At 58.1% G+C, this 17,609-nt stretch carries 21 protein-coding genes; 12 read left to right on the top strand and 9 right to left on the bottom strand.

Annotated elements, in window-relative coordinates:
• Positions 1-31: 31 nt before the first annotated feature.
• Positions 32-967, bottom strand: coding sequence for a chemotaxis protein CheV (locus KVG88_RS28200; RefSeq protein ID WP_150703758.1), 936 nt, complete (start codon positions 965-967; stop codon positions 32-34).
• Positions 968-1,428: 461 nt separating this feature from the next.
• Between KVG88_RS28200 and KVG88_RS28195 the strand changes: the two genes are divergently transcribed.
• The 3 genes from KVG88_RS28195 (at position 1,429) to KVG88_RS28185 (ending at position 3,953) form a co-directional block, all read left to right on the top strand.
• Positions 1,429-1,899 carry a hypothetical protein gene (locus KVG88_RS28195; protein WP_150703759.1) on the top strand — a complete coding sequence of 157 codons (471 nt, stop codon included), beginning with the start codon at positions 1,429-1,431 and terminating at the stop codon, positions 1,897-1,899.
• Between the two features lie 507 nt (positions 1,900-2,406).
• Positions 2,407-3,300 (top strand): sensor histidine kinase, encoded by an 894-nt coding sequence (locus tag KVG88_RS28190; protein WP_217873370.1) that lies wholly within the window; start codon positions 2,407-2,409, stop codon positions 3,298-3,300.
• Positions 3,297-3,953: a response regulator gene (locus tag KVG88_RS28185; protein WP_150703760.1), complete on the top strand. Its 657-nt coding sequence runs from the start codon at positions 3,297-3,299 to the stop codon at positions 3,951-3,953. Before KVG88_RS28190 ends, KVG88_RS28185 begins: the two co-directional genes overlap by 4 nt.
• Here KVG88_RS28185 and yegS read toward each other — a convergent pair.
• A complete protein-coding gene (gene yegS, locus KVG88_RS28180; protein ID WP_150703761.1) occupies positions 3,937-4,854 on the bottom strand; it encodes a lipid kinase YegS in 918 nt (305 codons plus the stop codon). The two genes, KVG88_RS28185 and yegS, sit on opposite strands and share 17 nt — an antisense overlap.
• Before the next feature lie 224 nt (positions 4,855-5,078).
• Between yegS and KVG88_RS28175 the strand changes: the two genes are divergently transcribed.
• Positions 5,079-5,390 carry a hypothetical protein gene (locus tag KVG88_RS28175; protein ID WP_150703806.1) on the top strand — a complete coding sequence of 104 codons (312 nt, stop codon included), beginning with the start codon at positions 5,079-5,081 and terminating at the stop codon, positions 5,388-5,390.
• Positions 5,391-5,458: 68 nt separating this feature from the next.
• Here KVG88_RS28175 and KVG88_RS28170 read toward each other — a convergent pair whose 3' ends face one another.
• Positions 5,459-6,685: a molybdopterin molybdotransferase MoeA gene (locus KVG88_RS28170; RefSeq protein ID WP_217873334.1), complete on the bottom strand. Its 1,227-nt coding sequence runs from the start codon at positions 6,683-6,685 to the stop codon at positions 5,459-5,461.
• Positions 6,669-7,208: a molybdenum cofactor biosynthesis protein B gene (moaB, locus tag KVG88_RS28165; RefSeq protein ID WP_217873333.1), complete on the bottom strand. Its 540-nt coding sequence runs from the start codon at positions 7,206-7,208 to the stop codon at positions 6,669-6,671. Before moaB ends, KVG88_RS28170 begins: the two co-directional genes overlap by 17 nt.
• An 81-nt stretch (positions 7,209-7,289) precedes the next feature.
• Between moaB and mobA the strand changes: the two genes are divergently transcribed.
• Positions 7,290-7,892: a molybdenum cofactor guanylyltransferase MobA gene (mobA, locus tag KVG88_RS28160; protein WP_217873332.1), complete on the top strand. Its 603-nt coding sequence runs from the start codon at positions 7,290-7,292 to the stop codon at positions 7,890-7,892.
• A 78-nt stretch (positions 7,893-7,970) separates the two neighbouring features.
• Positions 7,971-8,192, top strand: coding sequence for a YgdI/YgdR family lipoprotein (locus KVG88_RS28155; RefSeq protein ID WP_046816110.1), 222 nt, complete (start codon positions 7,971-7,973; stop codon positions 8,190-8,192).
• A 78-nt stretch (positions 8,193-8,270) separates the two neighbouring features.
• On the opposite strand, the gene KVG88_RS28150 is transcribed toward KVG88_RS28155, so the two are convergent.
• The 4 genes from KVG88_RS28150 to KVG88_RS28135 all read right to left on the bottom strand — a co-directional run bounded on the left by KVG88_RS28150 (position 8,271) and on the right by KVG88_RS28135 (position 10,374).
• On the bottom strand, positions 8,271-8,549 hold the full coding sequence (locus KVG88_RS28150) for a PA2433 domain-containing protein (RefSeq protein WP_075948089.1): 279 nt from the start codon (positions 8,547-8,549) through the stop codon (positions 8,271-8,273).
• A 139-nt stretch (positions 8,550-8,688) separates the two neighbouring features.
• A complete protein-coding gene (locus tag KVG88_RS28145) occupies positions 8,689-9,579 on the bottom strand; it encodes a pseudouridine synthase (protein WP_217873331.1) in 891 nt (296 codons plus the stop codon).
• A gap of 71 nt (positions 9,580-9,650) precedes the next feature.
• Positions 9,651-9,968: a transcriptional regulator gene (locus tag KVG88_RS28140; RefSeq protein WP_150703766.1), complete on the bottom strand. Its 318-nt coding sequence runs from the start codon at positions 9,966-9,968 to the stop codon at positions 9,651-9,653.
• A gap of 169 nt (positions 9,969-10,137) precedes the next feature.
• Positions 10,138-10,374 carry a glutaredoxin family protein gene (locus KVG88_RS28135; RefSeq protein WP_034151325.1) on the bottom strand — a complete coding sequence of 79 codons (237 nt, stop codon included), beginning with the start codon at positions 10,372-10,374 and terminating at the stop codon, positions 10,138-10,140.
• 207 nt (positions 10,375-10,581) lie between these two features.
• Here KVG88_RS28135 and KVG88_RS28130 point away from each other — a divergent pair, with 207 nt between their 5' ends.
• Positions 10,582-12,294 (top strand): cation:proton antiporter, encoded by a 1,713-nt coding sequence (locus KVG88_RS28130; protein ID WP_217873330.1) that lies wholly within the window; start codon positions 10,582-10,584, stop codon positions 12,292-12,294.
• A 1-nt stretch (position 12,295) separates the two neighbouring features.
• Here KVG88_RS28130 and KVG88_RS28125 read toward each other — a convergent pair whose 3' ends face one another.
• A complete protein-coding gene (locus tag KVG88_RS28125) occupies positions 12,296-13,504 on the bottom strand; it encodes an ammonium transporter (RefSeq protein ID WP_217873329.1) in 1,209 nt (402 codons plus the stop codon).
• A gap of 325 nt (positions 13,505-13,829) precedes the next feature.
• On the opposite strand from KVG88_RS28125, the gene KVG88_RS28120 reads away from it, so the two are divergent.
• The 5 genes from KVG88_RS28120 (at position 13,830) to KVG88_RS28100 (ending at position 17,572) form a co-directional block, all read left to right on the top strand.
• Positions 13,830-14,144, top strand: coding sequence for an ElaB/YgaM/YqjD family protein (locus KVG88_RS28120; RefSeq protein WP_008055105.1), 315 nt, complete (start codon positions 13,830-13,832; stop codon positions 14,142-14,144).
• A gap of 1 nt (position 14,145) precedes the next feature.
• Positions 14,146-14,535: a phage holin family protein gene (locus KVG88_RS28115; RefSeq protein ID WP_150703769.1), complete on the top strand. Its 390-nt coding sequence runs from the start codon at positions 14,146-14,148 to the stop codon at positions 14,533-14,535.
• A complete protein-coding gene (locus tag KVG88_RS28110; protein ID WP_150703770.1) occupies positions 14,532-14,876 on the top strand; it encodes a hypothetical protein in 345 nt (114 codons plus the stop codon). The genes KVG88_RS28115 and KVG88_RS28110 overlap by 4 nt, the downstream gene beginning before the upstream one ends.
• 126 nt (positions 14,877-15,002) lie before the next feature.
• Entirely contained in the window at positions 15,003-16,166 is a 1,164-nt protein-coding gene (locus KVG88_RS28105; protein WP_150703771.1) for an EAL domain-containing protein, read from the top strand.
• Positions 16,167-16,243: 77 nt separating this feature from the next.
• Positions 16,244-17,572, top strand: a complete 1,329-nt coding sequence (locus KVG88_RS28100; RefSeq protein ID WP_150703772.1) for a deoxyguanosinetriphosphate triphosphohydrolase — start codon at positions 16,244-16,246, stop codon at positions 17,570-17,572.
• Positions 17,573-17,609 lie beyond the last annotated feature (37 nt).

The following is a 17,609-nucleotide window of genomic DNA, read 5'->3' as shown; positions in this document are numbered from 1 at the left end:
CGGCAAACCAGCGCCTGCAAATGGGTCATGTTCAGGCGGGTACCGCGTCGAGCATCAGGCGCTGGCGCACCACGTCGACGAGTTTGTCCGGCTGGAATTTGGAGAGGAAGTTATCGCAGCCGACCTTCTTGACCATCGAGTCGTTGAAGCTGCCGGACAGCGAGGTGTGCAGCACCACATACAGGCCACGCAAGCGTGGGTCGTTGCGGATTTCAGTGGTCAGGCGATAGCCGTCCATCTCCGGCATTTCCGCATCGGTGAAGACCATCAGCAACTTGTCGGTCATGTTCACGCCCGTATCGGCCCAGGCCTTGAGCATGTTCAGCGCCTTCAAGCCGTCGCTGGCGATGTGCATTTTCACGCCCAGCTGGCCCAGCGTGTCGCGCAACTGCGCCAGCGCTACATTGGAGTCATCCACCAGCAACACTTCACGACCCCGGGCGCGCTCCAGCACCGGATCTTCGAGTTTGTCGCGGGACACCTTGGCGTTGTACGGAACGATTTCGGCCAGGACTTTTTCCACGTCGATGATTTCAACCAATTGATCGTCGACCTTGCTGATGGCCGTCAGGTAATGCTGGCGACCGGCGCTGGTCGGTGGTGGCAGGATCGCCTCCCAGTTCATGTTGACGATGCGGTCCACGCCACCCACCAGGAATGCCTGCACCGAGCGGTTGTACTCCGTGACGATGATCGTGCTGCCGGGACCGGGCACCAACGGACGCATGCCAATCGCCTGGGACAGGTCGATCACTGGCAGGGTCTGGCCGCGCAGGTTGACCACACCGCACACAAACGGATGACGCTGAGGCATCAAGGTCAACTTCGGCAGTTGCAGGACTTCCTGCACTTTAAATACGTTGATGGCGAACAACTGCCGCCCGGCAAGCCGGAACATCAGAATTTCCAGGCGATTCTCACCCACCAATTGCGTACGTTGGTCTACTGTATCGAGAATGCCGGCCATCAATCACTCCTGGGCTTGTTCTGGTGAATTCACTGATAGAGGGTTATCGGCTGTTTTTGCCGGACCTTGACCCTCTGCAAAATGCCGCGCTCAAACATTGATGTCACATTAACATCATGCTTTACTGGCGCTGTCTTTTCATCTGCTACTTTCCTGCGCCGCGACAATCGTTTGCGCGTTAGGTTCCGCTGCGTAAGGGATTCCCCTAGCAACAATCAGGTGCAACCTGATATTCGCGATATCCAATAGCCATTAATGTGACGCCATTCTCATTGCATGAATGGAGTCAGGCTTTTGTGTGCGATCGCAGGTAAGTGGCCATCTACCCTTTCGGCTTATCCAGCCAGCCTTGCAGCCGGCCAGAACGCGATCTCACGACGAACCGCTAACGTCGAGACGACCATCGTCCTCGTCGACACACACGACATCCCCTCATTTGACATGACGTTGTGGAGATAAGCATGCCGAACAATCGCACAGAGTGGGCGAAGCGGGTCCCGGAGTTTCTCGTTGAAGCCGAAACACTGCTGGCTAAAACCGAGGAATGCCTGAGCCATCTGCAACTGATCAGCAATGACAAAGACGCCATCGACTGCATGCTCAGCACCCTGCTCAAGCTCGCCAGCAAGGCGGATGCGCTGGCGCTGGCCGCCGTTTCAGAGTTCTCGTTGCACATCCATGGCCTGCTCAACCATGCCCAACATCACATGGACCTGCACGACGAAGCCCTGGGCGCACTCAAAGACTGCCTGACGCTGATTGCCTGGCAGTTGGAGTTGATTGATCAGAAGACCGGCCAGCTCAGCCTCGACGAAAGCGAACAGACGACCCTGATCGAAGCCTTCGCCTTCCAGGTCGGTCAACAGCAGTTCCAGCCTCCGGTCAATTCCCGGCCGTTCACACTCGTTTCCTATATGGAGCGCCAGGCTTAAATTCGATGAGTTGAGCCGCGCTCCATCATTGACGGTCATGGTTGCGCATTAACTTGAGCGTGCTCAGGTCGTTATTGAACATTACATATCCATTAACGACACACTTGAACAATCAGCTATTTCTTTCAACATTTTTCCTGCCTGCCCGAACCAGGGTTTTACCTGGTGTTAACGGGGCAAACACCCGATGATCAAGGGTATCTGCGCAACGCAAGCGACCACACTTTTTCCATTGTGGAACTACCGTCCAGCATGCGTATTTCCTGACTCCATGGACATATATCACGAGCGCGACCAACGGTATGTTAGGTGCTATTATGCCGCCCATTAGTTGACGTCAATAAATGGCAATGTGATTGTCGCCGACTTCAGCGATCAAGTTTCAGGCTGGATTTCTCATTCAGAAAGTAAGCACCGTTGAAGCCGATGCACAACACTACAAAACAGAGATCCGTCAGCCAGGATGACCGGTCTGCCCGCAGCGAACCTCCATTGGCTCCATCCGCTATGTATGCCTGCCTCAAGTCGATCACCATGTGGCCACCCTCACGAGAAAACGCTCGCCGGTTCACGCTATTGCTGTGTGCCTGCTCGACGTTCGGCAGCCTGCTCATTTATGGCCTGTCCACTCACCTGCCCCTGGGCCTGTTGATTCTGGATGTCGCGGCCCTAGGCTGTGTCTGGGTGCAATATCGGCTGTCCCGCAAGTCGATCAAGTTTCAACCGCAGGAGCTGGCCGACCGCTTGCTGCAAGTCCAGGAAAACGAGCGTCACCGACTCAGCCGTGAACTGCATGACGACATCGGTCAGTTGCTCACCGCTGCGAAACTGCAAAGTGACTGGCTCAAGCGCCGCATGCCCGAAGAGCTTCAGGGACAATGTGCGGTCCTTTGCGACACGCTGGAAGAGACCCTCGCCAAAGTGCGCGACGTATCGGCCATTCTTAATCCCCGGCAATTGACCAGCCTGGGGCTTGAAGCCAGTCTGCGTGCGCACTTGCTCAAGACGCTGGCCAACTCCCCGGTGCACTGGAGCCTGGAGTGCCACCAGCGCCTGACCGGTATTCCGGAAGAAATGGCCGTCGCGGCCTTTCGGATTACCCAGGAAGCAACCACCAACATTCTGCGCCATGCCGAGGCCAAGAACCTGCTGGTCTGCCTCAAGCGATTGCCCCAGGGCCTGAGCCTGTTGATCAGTGACGATGGTCAGGGTTTCGCACCCGCCATTGATCCGGGTCGTGAGGGCCAACGCGGAATGGCCGGCATGTCGGAACGGATCACCCAATTAGGCGGAACGTTGACCGTTACCAGCGAACCGGGCAAAGGCACCCAAATCGAAGCTCTCTTCCCCTGGGCGCCCCGCGCGCTGGAACGGGCCAGTACGAATAAGGCTATGCATTGATTTGTAACTTACTTCTGGTGGATGACCACTCGCTGATCAGGGCTGGCGTGCGCGCCCTGGTGCTGGACCTTCCTGGCTATGCCGTCATTGGCGAGGCCAATGACGGCTCACAGTTGCTCGAAATGGTCGAGCACCTGTCCCCGGATATCGTGCTGCTGGATATTTCCATGAAGCAGACCGGTGGCCTTGAAGCCTTGCAGCAACTCAAACGGATCCGTCCGCAGAGCAAAGTGCTGATCCTGTCGATGCACACCGACCCGGCGCTGATCATGCAGGCGCTGGAATCCGGTGCCCACGGCTATCTGCTCAAGGACACCACTGCGACCGAGCTGGAGCACGCGCTGGAAGCCTTGCGTAACAATGAGCGCTACCTCAGCCCGGCCATCGCTCACACCGTGATCAACCAGGCGCTGACCCGAACCCAGAAAAACCCGGAGCCTGCGGACTCGCATAACCTGACGGCCCGCCAGCTGGAAATCCTGCGGTTGATCGTTCGCGGAAAATCCACCCGGGAAATTGCCAATGGCCTGGGCTTGAGCGTCAAGACCGTCGAAACCCACCGCTCGCAGATCATGAAACGCCTGCAGATTTATGATGTGGCAGGCCTGGTGCTGTTTGCCGTGCGCGAGCAGATCATCAGTCTGGACGACTGACCGCGTCATTTGCGCTCAACAGCGGTGAATCTTTCGGTAGATGCACACGCAGCGCCCCCGGTCGCGCCGAGAAGCGCAGACTGTCACCCTCCAGCGGTTCGCCATCGAGGTTGATGTACAAACCTTCAGCCACCTTGATCTCAACCCACGGAAGGCGGGCCCGCACGAACATGCTGTCGATGCCGAACCCATCGGCGAGCAAGTTTTTCAAGGTTTCCACTACTTCCTGGGGCGCCGGCAAGATGCTGATATCGAGCAAGCCATCATCCGCCAGGGCCTGCGGACATAGCACATGCCCACCGCCCGCCTGCCGGCCATTGCCGATGCCCAGCGCCAACAGCTCACCGCTCCAGTGAAAATCCGGACCCTGCAATTCGCCATAGGCGGCGTGAAGCTCGCTGAACCGTGACAGGCCAGTGAACAGATACGCCGCGCCACCGAGCACCTTTTTAAGATCCTCGGACGTATTGGCGGTGACCTGACTGCCAAATCCCCCGGTGGCCATGTTCAGAAACACCTGCCCGCCGACCTCTCCCAGATCAATGGCACTCGGCGCGACGTCCAAAAGGTCCAGGGCCTGAGCGGGCTCCAGTGGAACGCCGGCGGCGCGGGCAAAATCGTTGGCGGTGCCCAGCGGCATCAGCGCCAGGCTCGCCCGCGTCGAATGCGCAGCCATGGCCTCGGCAATATCGCGCAACGTGCCGTCACCCCCGCCCGCCACGATCTGCTGGTAGCCTGCGGCCAGCGCCTCATCCACCAGGCGCTGTGCGTCGCCTGCCTCCCAGGTCAGCCGAACAGCGAGCTCCCAGCCTTGTTCACGCTTGCTTTGAACGGCAGTGCGCACGTCCTCGTTGAGCGCCTGCTTGCCATGCAGAATCAACAGCGCCTTGCGTTCGCTCATGGTGTCACTCCCGGAATTGAATGGCGTACGAGAGATGTTGACCTCGCCACCCCACCTAAAAGTCGCTTGCGGCTGAATTTTTTCTGACTGCCGACCTTGCAGTCCTACACGTCGGGACTTTTCTTACAAAACCTGAGGAATCGGCTCAATTGACCCACAACCGTGATTGGTCCACTTTGGTGTCCACGGATTTTAATCATCAGCAGGACACACAAGGACGTGCCATGCAAAACCATGACATCAGAATGCCAGTGATGCCGGTCATACCGTTCGCTGAAAAACGCGCCAATCTTCAGGCTGATTTCGCAAGCAGCAAAAAAACCAAGGGAGAAGTTGATATGGAACCTCGCGTCGTTGAGATGGAGACACACCTCAAATACATTCGTAAGGACATGGAAGAAGTGCGCAGTGACGTCAAGTCCATCAAACACAGGCTCGCCTATTCTGCTGGTGGTACGGCCGTGGTGCTGGGGCTCCTGGGCTGGATCGCCAACAGCCGTTTCGATCAGCTCGTTACACTGCTTCTGGCTCATTAAGTCGGGCAGCCAAAAACGCAAAACCCGGTTTGATTAACCGGGCTTGCGAGACGTAGCCGCTGTAGGAATCAAACCAGTACTTCACTCAACGGAATGAAGCTGACGCTATCGCCTGCAACCAGCGTGCGACCTTCCATCACCTCAACCAGTCCATCAGCCCAGGCGGCACTGCGCAGCACGCCAGAACTCTGATTTTTGTAGATAATCGCCCGGCCGCTCTCAAGACGACCGCGCAAGTATTCGCGTCGGCTGCCGGCGATTGGCCAATCAAAACCAGCTTGCACTTGCACTTTCAGCGGCTCGACATCCTTGACGCCCAGACGCCGCAACAGATACGGCCTGGCCAGCAAAGCAAAGGTCACCAGGGTCGACGCAGGGTTACCCGGCAGGCCGATGACCGGAACGCCACGGAAATGCCCGAATGTCAGTGGCTTGCCCGGTTTGATGGCGAGCTTCCACAAACTCAACTCGCCTTCCTCCCGCAAGGCAATGCCCAGAAAATCAGCCTCACCCACCGATACGCCGCCGGTCGAGAGAATCAGATCGACATTTTTCAGCTCGCCGAGTCGCGCACGCGTGGTGACCAGATCGTCAGGAAGAATACCGGCGTCGATCACTTCGCAACCCAAGCGCTGCAACCAACTGCAGAGCAATACCCGGTTGCTGTTATAGATCTGCCCCGGGCCAAGCGCCTGTCCCGGCTCAATCAATTCATCGCCAGTGGACAGAACCGCAACGCGAATCTTGCGAACCACATCCAGTTCGGCGCAACCCAACGACGCGGCCAAACCTTGCTCGATGGGTCCCAGGCGCGTGCCCGCCGGCAAAATCAGTTCTCCGACCGTCGTTTCCTGCCCTTGGGGTCGAATGTTTTGCCCCAGGGTCATGGCTTCGGTAAACGCGACCCGCTCGTCTGCCTGGACTTGGGCATTTTCCTGCATTTCGACACAGTCAGCCCCGGCAGGCACGGGGGCCCCTGTGAAGATCCGTGCACAGGTCCCAGGCAGCAATGGGGCGGGGGCCTGACCGGCAAAAATCTTCTGGCTGACAACCAGCGGCTCGCCGGTCCAGTCAGCCATGCGCAAGGCATAGCCGTCCATGGCGCTGTTGGGCCACGGCGGGAGATCAAGTGTCGACAGCAGATCATCCGCCAGCACACGCCCTTGAACCTGAGCCAATGGCAAGCGCTCACGCTCCGGAATGCTTGTGGCGTCGGCCATCTCCAGCAAACGCGCCAGTGCTGTCTCGACCGGCATCAGACTGCCGGTCTTGCCCGGCTTACCCACGGGATTCACAAGCAGCAGCCTGTTTCAAATGGGTGACGAAGTTGCATGGGCGATGGCGAGAATCCAACTGCTCGCCAAGAATGCCATCCCAACCGGTACGCACCGCGTTGGTCGAACCTGGCAAGCAGCAGACCAGCGTGCCATTCGCCAGACCAGCCAAGGCGCGGGACTGGACTGTTGAGGTGCCGATGTCCGCGACGGAAATCTGCCGGAACAGTTCGCCGAAACCATCCACTTGTTTGTCGAGCAGGCAACTCACCGCTTCCGGGGTACTGTCGCGGCCGGTAAAACCTGTGCCGCCCGTAATCAGCACGACCTGCACGACATCGTCGGCAATCCAGTTGGCGACTTGCGCACGAATTTTGTAGAGATCATCTTTGAGCAGTACACGGGAAGCCAGGTTATGGCCGGCCGCCGTCAAACGGTCAACGAAGACTTGGCCTGAGGTATCGGTTTCCAGGGTACGGGTGTCGCTGACCGTCAAAACCGCAATGTTCAGCGGTGCGAAAGGTACATCAGCCTTGGCTTTCATAGGCTCGTCCAGTTGTAGGAGAATCAGCCCGGTGTTATATCACAGCGCCCCCTTTTTTCGCCGCCCCCATGGAGAACTGCCATGACGTCGATTTCACACTTGCCGCCCTGCTCCATTCTGCTCCTGGCAGGCGGGCGGGGCCAACGGATGGGCGGTCAGGATAAAGGGTTACTGGAGTGGCACGGCGAGCCGCTGATTGCGCATTTGCATCGCAAGACCCGCCCCCTGAGCGATGACCTGATCATTTCCTGCAATCGCAATCAGGAAAAGTACGCCGCCTACGCCGACCAGTTGGTGCATGACGATGAAGGTGACTTTCCAGGGCCTCTGGCCGGGATTCGTGCTGGCCTGAAAGCAGCGCGGCATACGCATCTGTTGGTATTGCCTTGTGACGTGCCACGCATCGATGCTGCCCTGCTTGCCAACATGCGCGAAACCGCCAGCCGGCATCCAGACAAACCCTTGATGTTGTGGCATGACGAGCACTGGGAACCGTTGCTATGCGTTATCCCTGTGGCACTTCGCGCGGACTTTGAGACTGCCTGGCACGAGGGTGAACGCAGCCCGGGGCGAGTGATGCGCAAGCTGGGCGCGATTGCCTTGCAGTGCCCCGACAATGACCCGCGTCTGGCCAACCTGAACACGCCGGAACTGTTAAGCACGCACAACACTGTGTCAGACTGACACTACCCAAGGAACTTGCAGGCGCTGTTTACGTCTCAAGCTCAGTAACCAAAAGAATTCATTTTCGGAGACACACCCATGACTCAACGGACCCTCGCCACTTTCATGCTCGCACTGGGCCTCGCTACCCTCGCCGGCTGCGCATCGCCTACAGTGATCACCTTGAATGACGGTCGCGAAATCCAGGCCGTCGACACGCCAAACTACGATGACGAATCGGGCTTCTACGAATTCGAACAGCTGGATGGCAAGCAGACCCGCATCAACAAGGATCAGGTTCGCACCGTCAAGGAGCTGTAATCCTAGAGGTATCGCCGGATACAAAAATGCCCCGATCAGTCGGGGCATTTTTTTTGTTTGCTGTTTAAGTACGAGAGGCTACGGATTCGGCTCGCTGTTCAGTTTATCCGCCCGAGTCAGCGCCTGCGTGGCCTCGGTGATGCACTTTTTGTCATCATTGGCTGCCCGGGCCGCTTCAGCACTTGCCTGCATCCGCTTGATTTCCATCGTGGTGTTTTCGGACGTCGCTGGCAGGCTGGTGACTTTGTCCTTGAGTTCCTGGAGCTTGATGGTGCAAAGATCGCTGTCCGCAGCAAAAGCGGGAGAGGCCAACATTGCAGCGCAAATGAACATTCCAGCAAAAACGGTACGTTTCATGAGTATCTCCTGGCTTGGAAAGTCTCGGCACTGCCTGGGAGACGCAATGGCGGTACCGAGATCATTGAACGCCACATTCGTGGTGCCTGTTCAAATGACTGTAAACCCGCGTGGAAATTCGATTTTTTCCGAACCGCGATCACCATTGCAGAGTGATTGCGCTCTCGAACTCTCGTTCCTTCCCGGTCACCGGATCGACAAACTTCAACCCTTGCGCCAGCAGTTTCAAAGGATTGGCGTAGTCGTCTTCCGCGTCCTTGATGACCTCGGGATAAAACGGGTCGTTGCAGATACTCGCGCCCAAGGCTGTCATGTGCACACGTAACTGATGCTTCTTGCCCGTCACGGGATAGAGGCCGTAACGCCACAGATCGCCATTTTTCTCCCTGACCTCCACTGCCGTCTCGGTGTTGCTGGCGCCCGGCCCCTCCTGCATGCGGAAGAATGGCTCGCCATCAATGAGTCGGCTTTTATGGATCAGCGGAAAATTCAGGTCAGGTAATGCCCTGGCAATGGCCTCGTAGCGCTTTTCAATCTGCCGGGTTGGAAACAGGGATTGATACGCCGAGCGACTTTGTGGGTTGGCGGAAAACAGCACCAGGCCAGCGGTATGCCGGTCAATGCGATGCAGCGGCACCAGGTGCGGATTATCCAGACGGCGGATCAGCCGTCTCAGCAATGTCTGCTCCACGTACTCACCGGCCGGTGTCACCGGGAGAAAATGTGGCTTATCTGCCACCACCAGATGTTCATCCGCATACAGAATCGTCTCCGTCACCAGGATAGGTTTTTCGTCCGGCACTTCGCGAAAATAGTGAATCCGCAAACCTTCCTTGTACGGCAGATCCAGGGCGATAGGTGCACCCTGCCCGTCGAGAACGCGGCCACGGGCAACTCTATCCAGCCATTGATCACGGCTGATGGCGCTGAAGTGTTCACACAGACAATCGAGTACGGTCTGCCACGGGCCTGGAGGCAAGTAGAGCGTGCTGGCCTGGCTGTGTGCGGCTGAAAAAGATGAAGTGGACATACGAACGTTCTAACCCTCTGTGCAGGGCGACATTATCCAACAGCAGCGGGGTCGAACCTAGCAGAGAATATTCAGGCCGGAATCTGCTTACTCGCCGCGGCCTCGGTGTACTCCTTGAGCCAGCGCAACACATCGACGGCTTCCCAGCGTGCTGGATCATACAGCGCATACAACAAGCCCTGATAACCGACGACGTCCAGTTGACGGTGATAGCCGGCGCGCTGAAACAAGGCTTCGATTTCAGCAAAGCAGGTATTGAAATGGACTTTGTTGAACGGTGTTTTCCCTTCCGTCACCAAACCGTCCAGACGCAATTCGAGGACTGCCTCGCTTACCACGTCCACCGACATCCGGTTAACGCTGCTTTTCAACTGCTCGACATTGACCACGATTCATCCCTCTCACGCCTGAACCTGCACGTTCGAACCGGGTAACCGGCGACCGCAAGGCTGCATTGCGAATAACTGTATGCGCATACAGTATCCGAATACGATCCTTTTAGCCAAGAGGATCCATCGTAAAGTTCGACAGGCGGGAACATCGTTGCCGTGAAAACCGTTACCGCAGGAATGCCACTACCTCATCGGCACTGAACGGCCAGCCCAGCTCGGCCCCTGTATCAACCCGTCGCAATACCGGGATGCGCAAGCTGTAGGCCTCGAACCAGGTTTCATCCTCAGCGATATCCACCAGTTCCACCAACAGGCCACGCTCGACAAACTCCATCAGCATGGCTTCGGCGACTTCACAGAGGTGACACCCCAAGGTGCCGAACAACTGACATTCAGGAAGCATGAGGGCTCAACCAAAAAAATTAAGTAATCATTCTAGGCCTGCCCTGAAAAACCGTCGAGCCATTGAGTTTCCTGGCCTATAGCCCGCGACCACGAGGATGGCTGCAAAACCCTGACGCACATCAGTCGCCTTCACCGGCATTTACCCGATGCTGATGTTCTGTTTGCCCTCTACGCTTGAAAAGCCCTGCCCGCCTCTGGAGCTCTCGTGTTCGCCAACCTGTTGATCATCCTCGCCTCCTCCCTAGTGGTCATTGCGCTGTTCCAGCGGCTGCGATTGCCGCCCGTGCTGGGTTACCTGTGCGTTGGGTTGATGATCGGACCGACCGCATTCAACTGGGTGAATGAAAGTGAAGAACTGCCGGACCTCGCCGAACTGGGGGTGGTTTTCCTGCTGTTTTCCCTGGGGCTGGAGTTTTCGCTATCGAAAATGCTCGCCCTGCGCCGGGTGGTGTTTGGTCTGGGTAGCCTGCAGGTGCTGGGCTCCGGGATTGTTCTGGGCGGTTTGCTGATGCTATTTGGGATGCCAGTCGCGCCCGCATTGTTGCTGGGTGCCGGATTATCGCTTTCGTCGACCGCGATCGTCAGCAAGGAGCTGGGCAGTCTCGGTGAGATTTTCAGCAGCCACGGCCAGAATGCGATCGCTGTGTTGCTGTTCCAGGACGTCGTGGCTGTACTGCTGTTGACCCTGGTGCCGGTGTTCGCCGGCAATAGCGAACAGGCCTGGTTTTGGGCGCTGCCGCTGACACTGGGCAAGACTGCCGCGTTGTTTTTCGGTCTGATGTTGGCCAGCCGTTGGCTTCTGCCGAGGCTGTTCCATGAGGTGGCCGCAGCGCGTTCCGCCGAACTGTTTGTGTTACTGGCTTTGGTGATCGTGCTGATGACAGCTTCACTGACGCACATGCTCGGCCTCTCCCCCGCGCTGGGGGCTTTCCTGGCCGGTATGCTGTTAGGCGAAAGTCATTACCGGCATCAGATCGAGGCCGATATACGCCCGTTCCGCGACATTCTGCTCGGCTTGTTTTTTGTCAGCATCGGCATGTTGATCGACGTGCAACTGTTTGCCAGCCATGGCGTGCTGATTCTGGCGATGACCCTGGGATTGCTGATGATCAAGGGTTGTGTGGTTGCGCTGCTGGTCAAGCGACGCGGCAGCGACAGTGAAACCGCGTGGCGCAGCGGCCTGGCACTGGCCCAGGGCGGCGAGTTCTGCTTTGCCCTGATGGCGCAGATGCAGCTAAACCAGTTGATGCCCGCCAGCCTCGGTGGGCTGCTGCTGGCTGCGACATTCTGTTCGATGCTGATGACGCCCTTACTGCTGCGAGCCGCGCCACACATTGCCATGCGCCTGCATCGCAAGCCCAACGAAGAGGCGAAGCTCGAAGAGATCAGCGCCCTCAATGCCAGACTGAGCAACCATGTGGTGATTTGCGGGTACGGCCGTGTCGGCCAAACCATCGGCCGTTTTCTCAGCCATGAGCAACAACCTTACATTGCTCTTGATAACGATCCGGTGCGCGTTCAGGAAGCAGCCGTCAATGAAAGCTGTGTGCATTACGGCGACTCACGCCGAGGCGAACTGCTCGTCGCCGTTGGGCTTGAGCGCGCGAGACTGCTGGTGATCGCGGTGGACAATTCCGATATCGCTTTGCAGATCCTCAAAGAAGCACGCCGATACAACCTGGACGTGCCGATCCTGGTACGGACCCGCGACGACAGCCAATTGAGCGAACTGAAGGCCGCCGGCGCCAGCGAAGTGGTGCCGGAACTACTCGAGTCCAGCTTGATGCTGGCCTCTCATGCATTGATCCTGCTGGGCCTGCCCGGTCCGCACGTGCAAGACCGGGTCGATCAGGTGCGGCGTGATCGTTATCGCCTGCTGCACGGGTTTTATCCTGGAGCGGCGGACGATGAACGCTGAGTCAATCCTGACTGACAGCGCCGATCTTGTGCACCGACAAATCCGCGCCGTAATACTCTTCTTCCTGACTCAGGCGCAAACCGTGAAACGCCTTGATGGCGCCATACACCGCAAAGCCGCCGGCCAATGCCACGACCACGCCCAGCGCAGTACCGATCAACTGGCTGATCAGGCTCACGCCGCCCAAACCGCCCAGCGCGGTCTGGCCAAAGATCCCGCAGGCAATGCCACCCCACACACCACACAGGCCATGCAACGGCCAGACACCCAACACATCGTCGATATGCCATTTACCTTGCGCGGCGGTAAAGCACCAGACGAACAGCGCCCCGGCGATAGCGCCCGTCAACAGCGCGCCCACCGGATGCATCAAGTCGGAGCCTGCACAAATCGCCACCAATCCGGCCAATGGGCCGTTGTGCAAAAAGCCGGGGTCGTTACGGCCGACAATCAAGGCCGCCACCGTGCCCCCGACCATGGCCATCAACGAATTGACCGCCACCAGCCCGCTGACCCCTTGCAAGGTTTGCGCACTCATCACGTTGAAGCCGAACCAGCCGACAATGAGAATCCACGAGCCCAACGCCAGGAAGGGAATGCTCGATGGCGCGAACGCGACCAACCGCCCTTCGCGATACCGCCCATTGCGCGGTCCGAGCAACAACACCGCGGCCAGTGCCAGCCAGCCACCCATGGCATGGACCACTACGGAGCCGGCGAAGTCATGGAAACCGGCGCCAAAGCGCGCCAGCAACCAGGCTTGAAAACCAAAGTTGCCGTTCCAGATCATGCCTTCGAAGAAGGGGTAAATGAACGCCACAATCAGTGCGGTTGCGCACAGCTGCGGAACGAAGCGCGCACGCTCGGCGATGCCTCCGGAAATGATCGCCGGGATCGCCGCAGCGAAGGTCAGCAAAAAGAAAAATTTCACCAGACCGTAACCGTGATCGGCATTGATGACCGCCGCCGGTTGCATAAAGGTGACGCCGTAGGAAATCCAATAGCCTATAAAGAAGTAAGCCAGGGTTGAAATCGCGAAGTCGCTGAGGATTTTCGACAATGCGTTGACCTGGTTTTTTTGCCGGACCGTTCCGACTTCCAGGAAGGCAAAACCGGCGTGCATGGCCAGAACCATGACCGCGCCGATCAGAATGAATAAGGTATTGGAGCTATGGACCAGGCTGTCCACAGCACTTTGAATATTTTCCATGGATTTGGCAGACCTTAAGGCTGAAAAAAGCACCAAAGCAGTTCACGCGGGCAATCCATGCACCAAGTTGCGACCTCTTGAACCAAGCAGGTCGCTCCCGATGAACCGCTTTGGAGCACAGGGTTCGTCCAGGCCGATCGGAACCGGACAATGACGCGGGTTTCGATTGTTTGAGTTAAGGTTTTACGGAAATCATGCCCAGCAACAGCGCAACCGCGCAGGCTGGCGCACCACGACACAGCAAAAGTTGTACCAGTCATTTGTACTGAACCTTCGCGCAAGGCTCATACTCGAACGTTTCAGAAGCCACTTATGGAGATCACCAATGGCCAGCATCAAGGCAAAGACTGCTCAAGAAATCCTGATGAGCGATTTTCAGACACTGGTCAGCGACACCGAACGGTTGCTGGAACACACCGCGTCCCTGGCCGGTGATCAGGCTGACGAGTTGCGAGACCAGATCCACGACAGTCTGCTGCGTGCACGCGAAACCTTGAAACTGACCGAAGATTCCCTGCGCGAGCGCGGCAAGGCAGCCGTCACCGCGACAGAGGATTATGTCCAGGCCAACCCTTGGCAATCGGTCGGGATTGCGGCCGGTGTGGGTTTCCTGATTGGTCTGCTGGCGACGCGGCGCTGATATGGCGATCGGTGAATCCGGTTCGTCCGAGACTGGCCCAAACTCCTCACCGCGGCGTCTGGGTGCCGCCTTCCTTGGCTTGCTGCACAGTCATGTCGAACTGTTCGGCATCGAACTGCAGGAGCAAAAGGCGCGCACGGTAAGCCTGCTGCTGTTTGCAGGCTTGGCGTTGGTGTTTGCCTTGCTGTTGCTGGTGGGGCTGTCGACGCTGGTGCTGATCCTGTTCTGGGACACCTATCGCCTGGCGGCCATCATCGGGCTTTGCGTGTTCTATACACTCGCGGCAATCTTCTGCGGCATGCGCTTGAGAGCGGCGATTTTCGATGAATCCTCGCCCTTCCATGGCACCCTGGAAGAACTGGCCAATGATCGGGAGCGCCTGCTGCCATGAGCCTGCCTGAACTCCCAGCCAACAGTTCGCGCACCGAAATGCGCAAAGCGTTGATCCGCCTGCGCATGGAAATGCATCGCCAGGAAATTCGCCACGAGTCCGCGCAACTGCTGCAACCCCTGCAGCGTGTTCGCGGCATGACGCAAAACCTGCAAGACGGTTTCGGCATCAAGCATGCCCCGCTGTGGGGCGTGGCCGCCGTGACACTGCTCGGTTTTCTGACCGGCAAGGGTGCAAAACATGGCGGCGGCATCAGCAGCCTGACGCGCCTGGTCCGGCTCGGCACCACGCTGGGGCCTCTGATCAAGTTGATCATGCAGGGCTCCTCGCGCAAACACTAAACGGCCACTAGCTGGCTGCATTCTTGCAACAACCGCGGGATGAACCTCTTTATCGAGGGGTTCAATCCTGCGTGCCTACCCGGTACCCAGGCCAATCCCAAAAACAAGATCTACTAAGGAGGCCTTGTGATCGACGGGCAACCGCTCGCCTGCTTTCAGCCGTTCATCGATACCGCGACCGGCCGAATCGCCGGCGTCGAAGCACTGGGTCGTCTGCGTCAGGCCGACGGCCAACTGGCGTCCGTGGGACCGTTGTTCGCCGACCCCAGAAGCAACGCCGTCGCCCTTCGGCGTCTCGACCGCCAGTTGCGCGACAACGCTTTGAGCCGGTTGCATGAGGCGCCCTCCGACTGGTTTCTGAGCCTGAACATGTCGCCTCGCTGGATCAGTCGCCTGCGCCCGGAGCAACCGCTTCCGAGCCTCAAGCAACTGGACAGGCACGATGTCGACCCACGGCGAATAGTCTTCGAGATCACCGAACTGGGTGGTGATATCCAGCGCCTTGCGCAAGTAGTGGCGCGTTACCGGCAGGCTGGAGCGCGAATTGCCATCGATGATTTCGGTGCCGGTTACTCTCAACTCGACCGCGTTCTGGCGCTGCAACCGGACATCCTCAAACTCGACATGCGCCTGTTCCAGGCTGCTGCACTGGGCGGACCGAGCAGCGACGTGGTCAAGGCCCTGGCGCAAATGGCCGAGAAAACCGGTTGCTGGATTATTGCCGAGGGTGTGGAAACCGACGCTCAACTCAACTTTGCCCTCGAATGCGGATCACGCTACGTTCAGGGTTTTCTGTTCGCCGGGGCGCAAGAGCAATTCTTTGCCACCGAGGCCTTCGTCAAACAATTTGCGCAACTGCGTCAACGCTATGTTCAGCAGAAACTGACGGAACGCGGTCGGCTGATGGTCATGCGTCAACAACTCAGTGAACTGATGGCAATTCTGCAAAATTGGGCGCAGGCCCGCGCCCCTCTAAGCGCCTTGCCGCAACTGGATGCTTTCCCCTGGTTGTTACGCTTCTATCAATGCGATCGCCACGGTACGCAACTGACGCCGAACCTGGAGTGGCGCAACAACGGCTGGGTCGCCGACAACCGTTACCTGGGCCACAACTGGTCCTGGCGTCCCTACTTCTATCACTTGCTTGCAGAGGGTTGGGACGAGCGCCGACTGACCCTGTCCAACACCTATCGCGACGCCACCAGCAATCAGTACTGCCTGACGGCGGGACAGTTTTTCGACAATGGCGAACGCTTGCTACTTATCGATATCGATGCCGTCGGACTGTAGAACGGTTCACGCTACTTGCAGGTCGTGGTGCGAACCGGGAAGCTAGGCCATCAGTCACCTGACGGAGAGAACCAGCCTTGGATTGGCATACCCTGCTTACCCGCGAACGCTTTGGAAAACCGCTGCACAGCCCGCAAGAGCTCGGCCGCAGCCCTTTTCACAAAGACCATGACCGGATCATTTTCTCAGGCGCGTTCCGTCGCCTCGGACGCAAGACCCAAGTGCATCCGGTGTCCAGCAACGACCATATCCATACGCGCCTGACGCACTCGCTGGAAGTCAGTTGCGTCGGCCGATCGCTGGGTATGCGCGTCGGCGAAACGATCCGTAGCGCCCTGCCCGACTGGTGCGAACCCAGCGATCTGGGAATGGTGGTGCAATCGGCCTGCCTGGCTCATGACATCGGCAACCCGCCGTTCGGACATTCGGGTGAAGATGCGATTCGCCACTGGTTCCAGCAGGCTGCCGGCCGCGGCTGGCTGGATGCGATGAGCGAAGCCGAGCGCAATGACTTTCTCAATTTCGAGGGCAATGCCCAAGGCTTTCGGGTCCTGACTCAGCTGGAATACCACCAGTTCGACGGAGGCACGCGGCTGACCTATGCCACCCTCGGCACTTATCTGAAATACCCATGGACGGCCAAACATGCCGATTCGCTGGGTTACAAGAAACACAAGTTCGGTTGCTACCAGAGCGAACTGCCGCTGCTGGAACAGATCGCCCAGAAGCTCGGCCTGCCTCAACTGGAGGAACAACGCTGGGCACGCCACCCGCTGGTGTACCTGATGGAAGCGGCCGACGACATCTGCTATGCCTTGATCGATCTGGAAGACGGCCTGGAAATGGAGTTGCTGGAATACGCCGAAGTCGAGTCCCTTTTGCTGGACCTGGTGGGTGACGATCTGCCGGAAACCTATCGCCAGCTTGGCCCCAAGGATTCACGTCGACGCAAACTGGCGATCCTGCGCGGTAAAGCCATCGAGCACCTGACCAACGCCGCCGCCCGCGCCTTTGTCGAGCAGCAGGATTCATTGCTGGCCGGTACGCTGCCCGGGGATCTGGTGGAGCACATGCACGGCCCCGCCAAGCGTTGTGTCTTGAATGCCAAAGACATGGCGCGCAAAAAAATCTTCCAGGACAAACGCAAGACCCTCCACGAAATCGGCGCCTACACGACGCTCGAAATCTTGCTCAACGCGTTCTGCGGTGCCGCACTGGAGCAGCATAACGGTCGAACACCGTCGTTCAAGAGTCGGCGGATTCTCGATTTGCTGGGCAACAACGCGCCTGATCCCAACGGCCCTTTGCACACTTCGTTTCTTCGAATGATCGACTTCATCGCCGGCATGACCGACAGCTATGCCAGCGATATGGCGCTGGAAATGACCGGCCGCTCAAGCCACTGAGTGAAATCGGATGATCAGCCATTACGTCGCCTGTAAT

The sequence above is a fragment of the Pseudomonas azerbaijanoccidentalis genome (assembly GCF_019145495.1).
In the GTDB taxonomy this organism is placed as follows: Bacteria; Pseudomonadota; Gammaproteobacteria; order Pseudomonadales; family Pseudomonadaceae; genus Aquipseudomonas; species Aquipseudomonas azerbaijanoccidentalis.
The sequence above is the reverse complement of the archived record's forward strand: the minus strand, read 5'-3'. Positions and strand labels throughout refer to the sequence as shown.

What these genes read in the sequence shown, in the direction of transcription:
- yegS (WP_150703761.1), bottom strand. Translation starts at nt 4,854, where the DNA reads ATGAGCGAACGCAAGGCGCTGTTGATTCTGCATGGCAAGCAGGCGCTC.
- KVG88_RS28155 (WP_046816110.1), top strand. Translation starts at nt 7,971, where the DNA reads ATGACTCAACGGACCCTCGCCACTTTCATGCTCGCACTGGGCCTCGCT.
- KVG88_RS28150 (WP_075948089.1), bottom strand. Translation starts at nt 8,549, where the DNA reads ATGAAACGTACCGTTTTTGCTGGAATGTTCATTTGCGCTGCAATGTTG.
- KVG88_RS28195 (WP_150703759.1), top strand. Translation starts at nt 1,429, where the DNA reads ATGCCGAACAATCGCACAGAGTGGGCGAAGCGGGTCCCGGAGTTTCTC.
- KVG88_RS28200 (WP_150703758.1), bottom strand. Translation starts at nt 967, where the DNA reads ATGGCCGGCATTCTCGATACAGTAGACCAACGTACGCAATTGGTGGGT.
- KVG88_RS28120 (WP_008055105.1), top strand. Translation starts at nt 13,830, where the DNA reads ATGGCCAGCATCAAGGCAAAGACTGCTCAAGAAATCCTGATGAGCGAT.
- KVG88_RS28145 (WP_217873331.1), bottom strand. Translation starts at nt 9,579, where the DNA reads ATGTCCACTTCATCTTTTTCAGCCGCACACAGCCAGGCCAGCACGCTC.
- KVG88_RS28190 (WP_217873370.1), top strand. Translation starts at nt 2,407, where the DNA reads ATGTATGCCTGCCTCAAGTCGATCACCATGTGGCCACCCTCACGAGAA.
- KVG88_RS28115 (WP_150703769.1), top strand. Translation starts at nt 14,146, where the DNA reads ATGGCGATCGGTGAATCCGGTTCGTCCGAGACTGGCCCAAACTCCTCA.
- mobA (WP_217873332.1), top strand. Translation starts at nt 7,290, where the DNA reads ATGACGTCGATTTCACACTTGCCGCCCTGCTCCATTCTGCTCCTGGCA.
- KVG88_RS28125 (WP_217873329.1), bottom strand. Translation starts at nt 13,504, where the DNA reads ATGGAAAATATTCAAAGTGCTGTGGACAGCCTGGTCCATAGCTCCAAT.
- KVG88_RS28175 (WP_150703806.1), top strand. Translation starts at nt 5,079, where the DNA reads ATGCAAAACCATGACATCAGAATGCCAGTGATGCCGGTCATACCGTTC.
- moaB (WP_217873333.1), bottom strand. Translation starts at nt 7,208, where the DNA reads ATGAAAGCCAAGGCTGATGTACCTTTCGCACCGCTGAACATTGCGGTT.
- KVG88_RS28135 (WP_034151325.1), bottom strand. Translation starts at nt 10,374, where the DNA reads ATGCTTCCTGAATGTCAGTTGTTCGGCACCTTGGGGTGTCACCTCTGT.
- KVG88_RS28110 (WP_150703770.1), top strand. Translation starts at nt 14,532, where the DNA reads ATGAGCCTGCCTGAACTCCCAGCCAACAGTTCGCGCACCGAAATGCGC.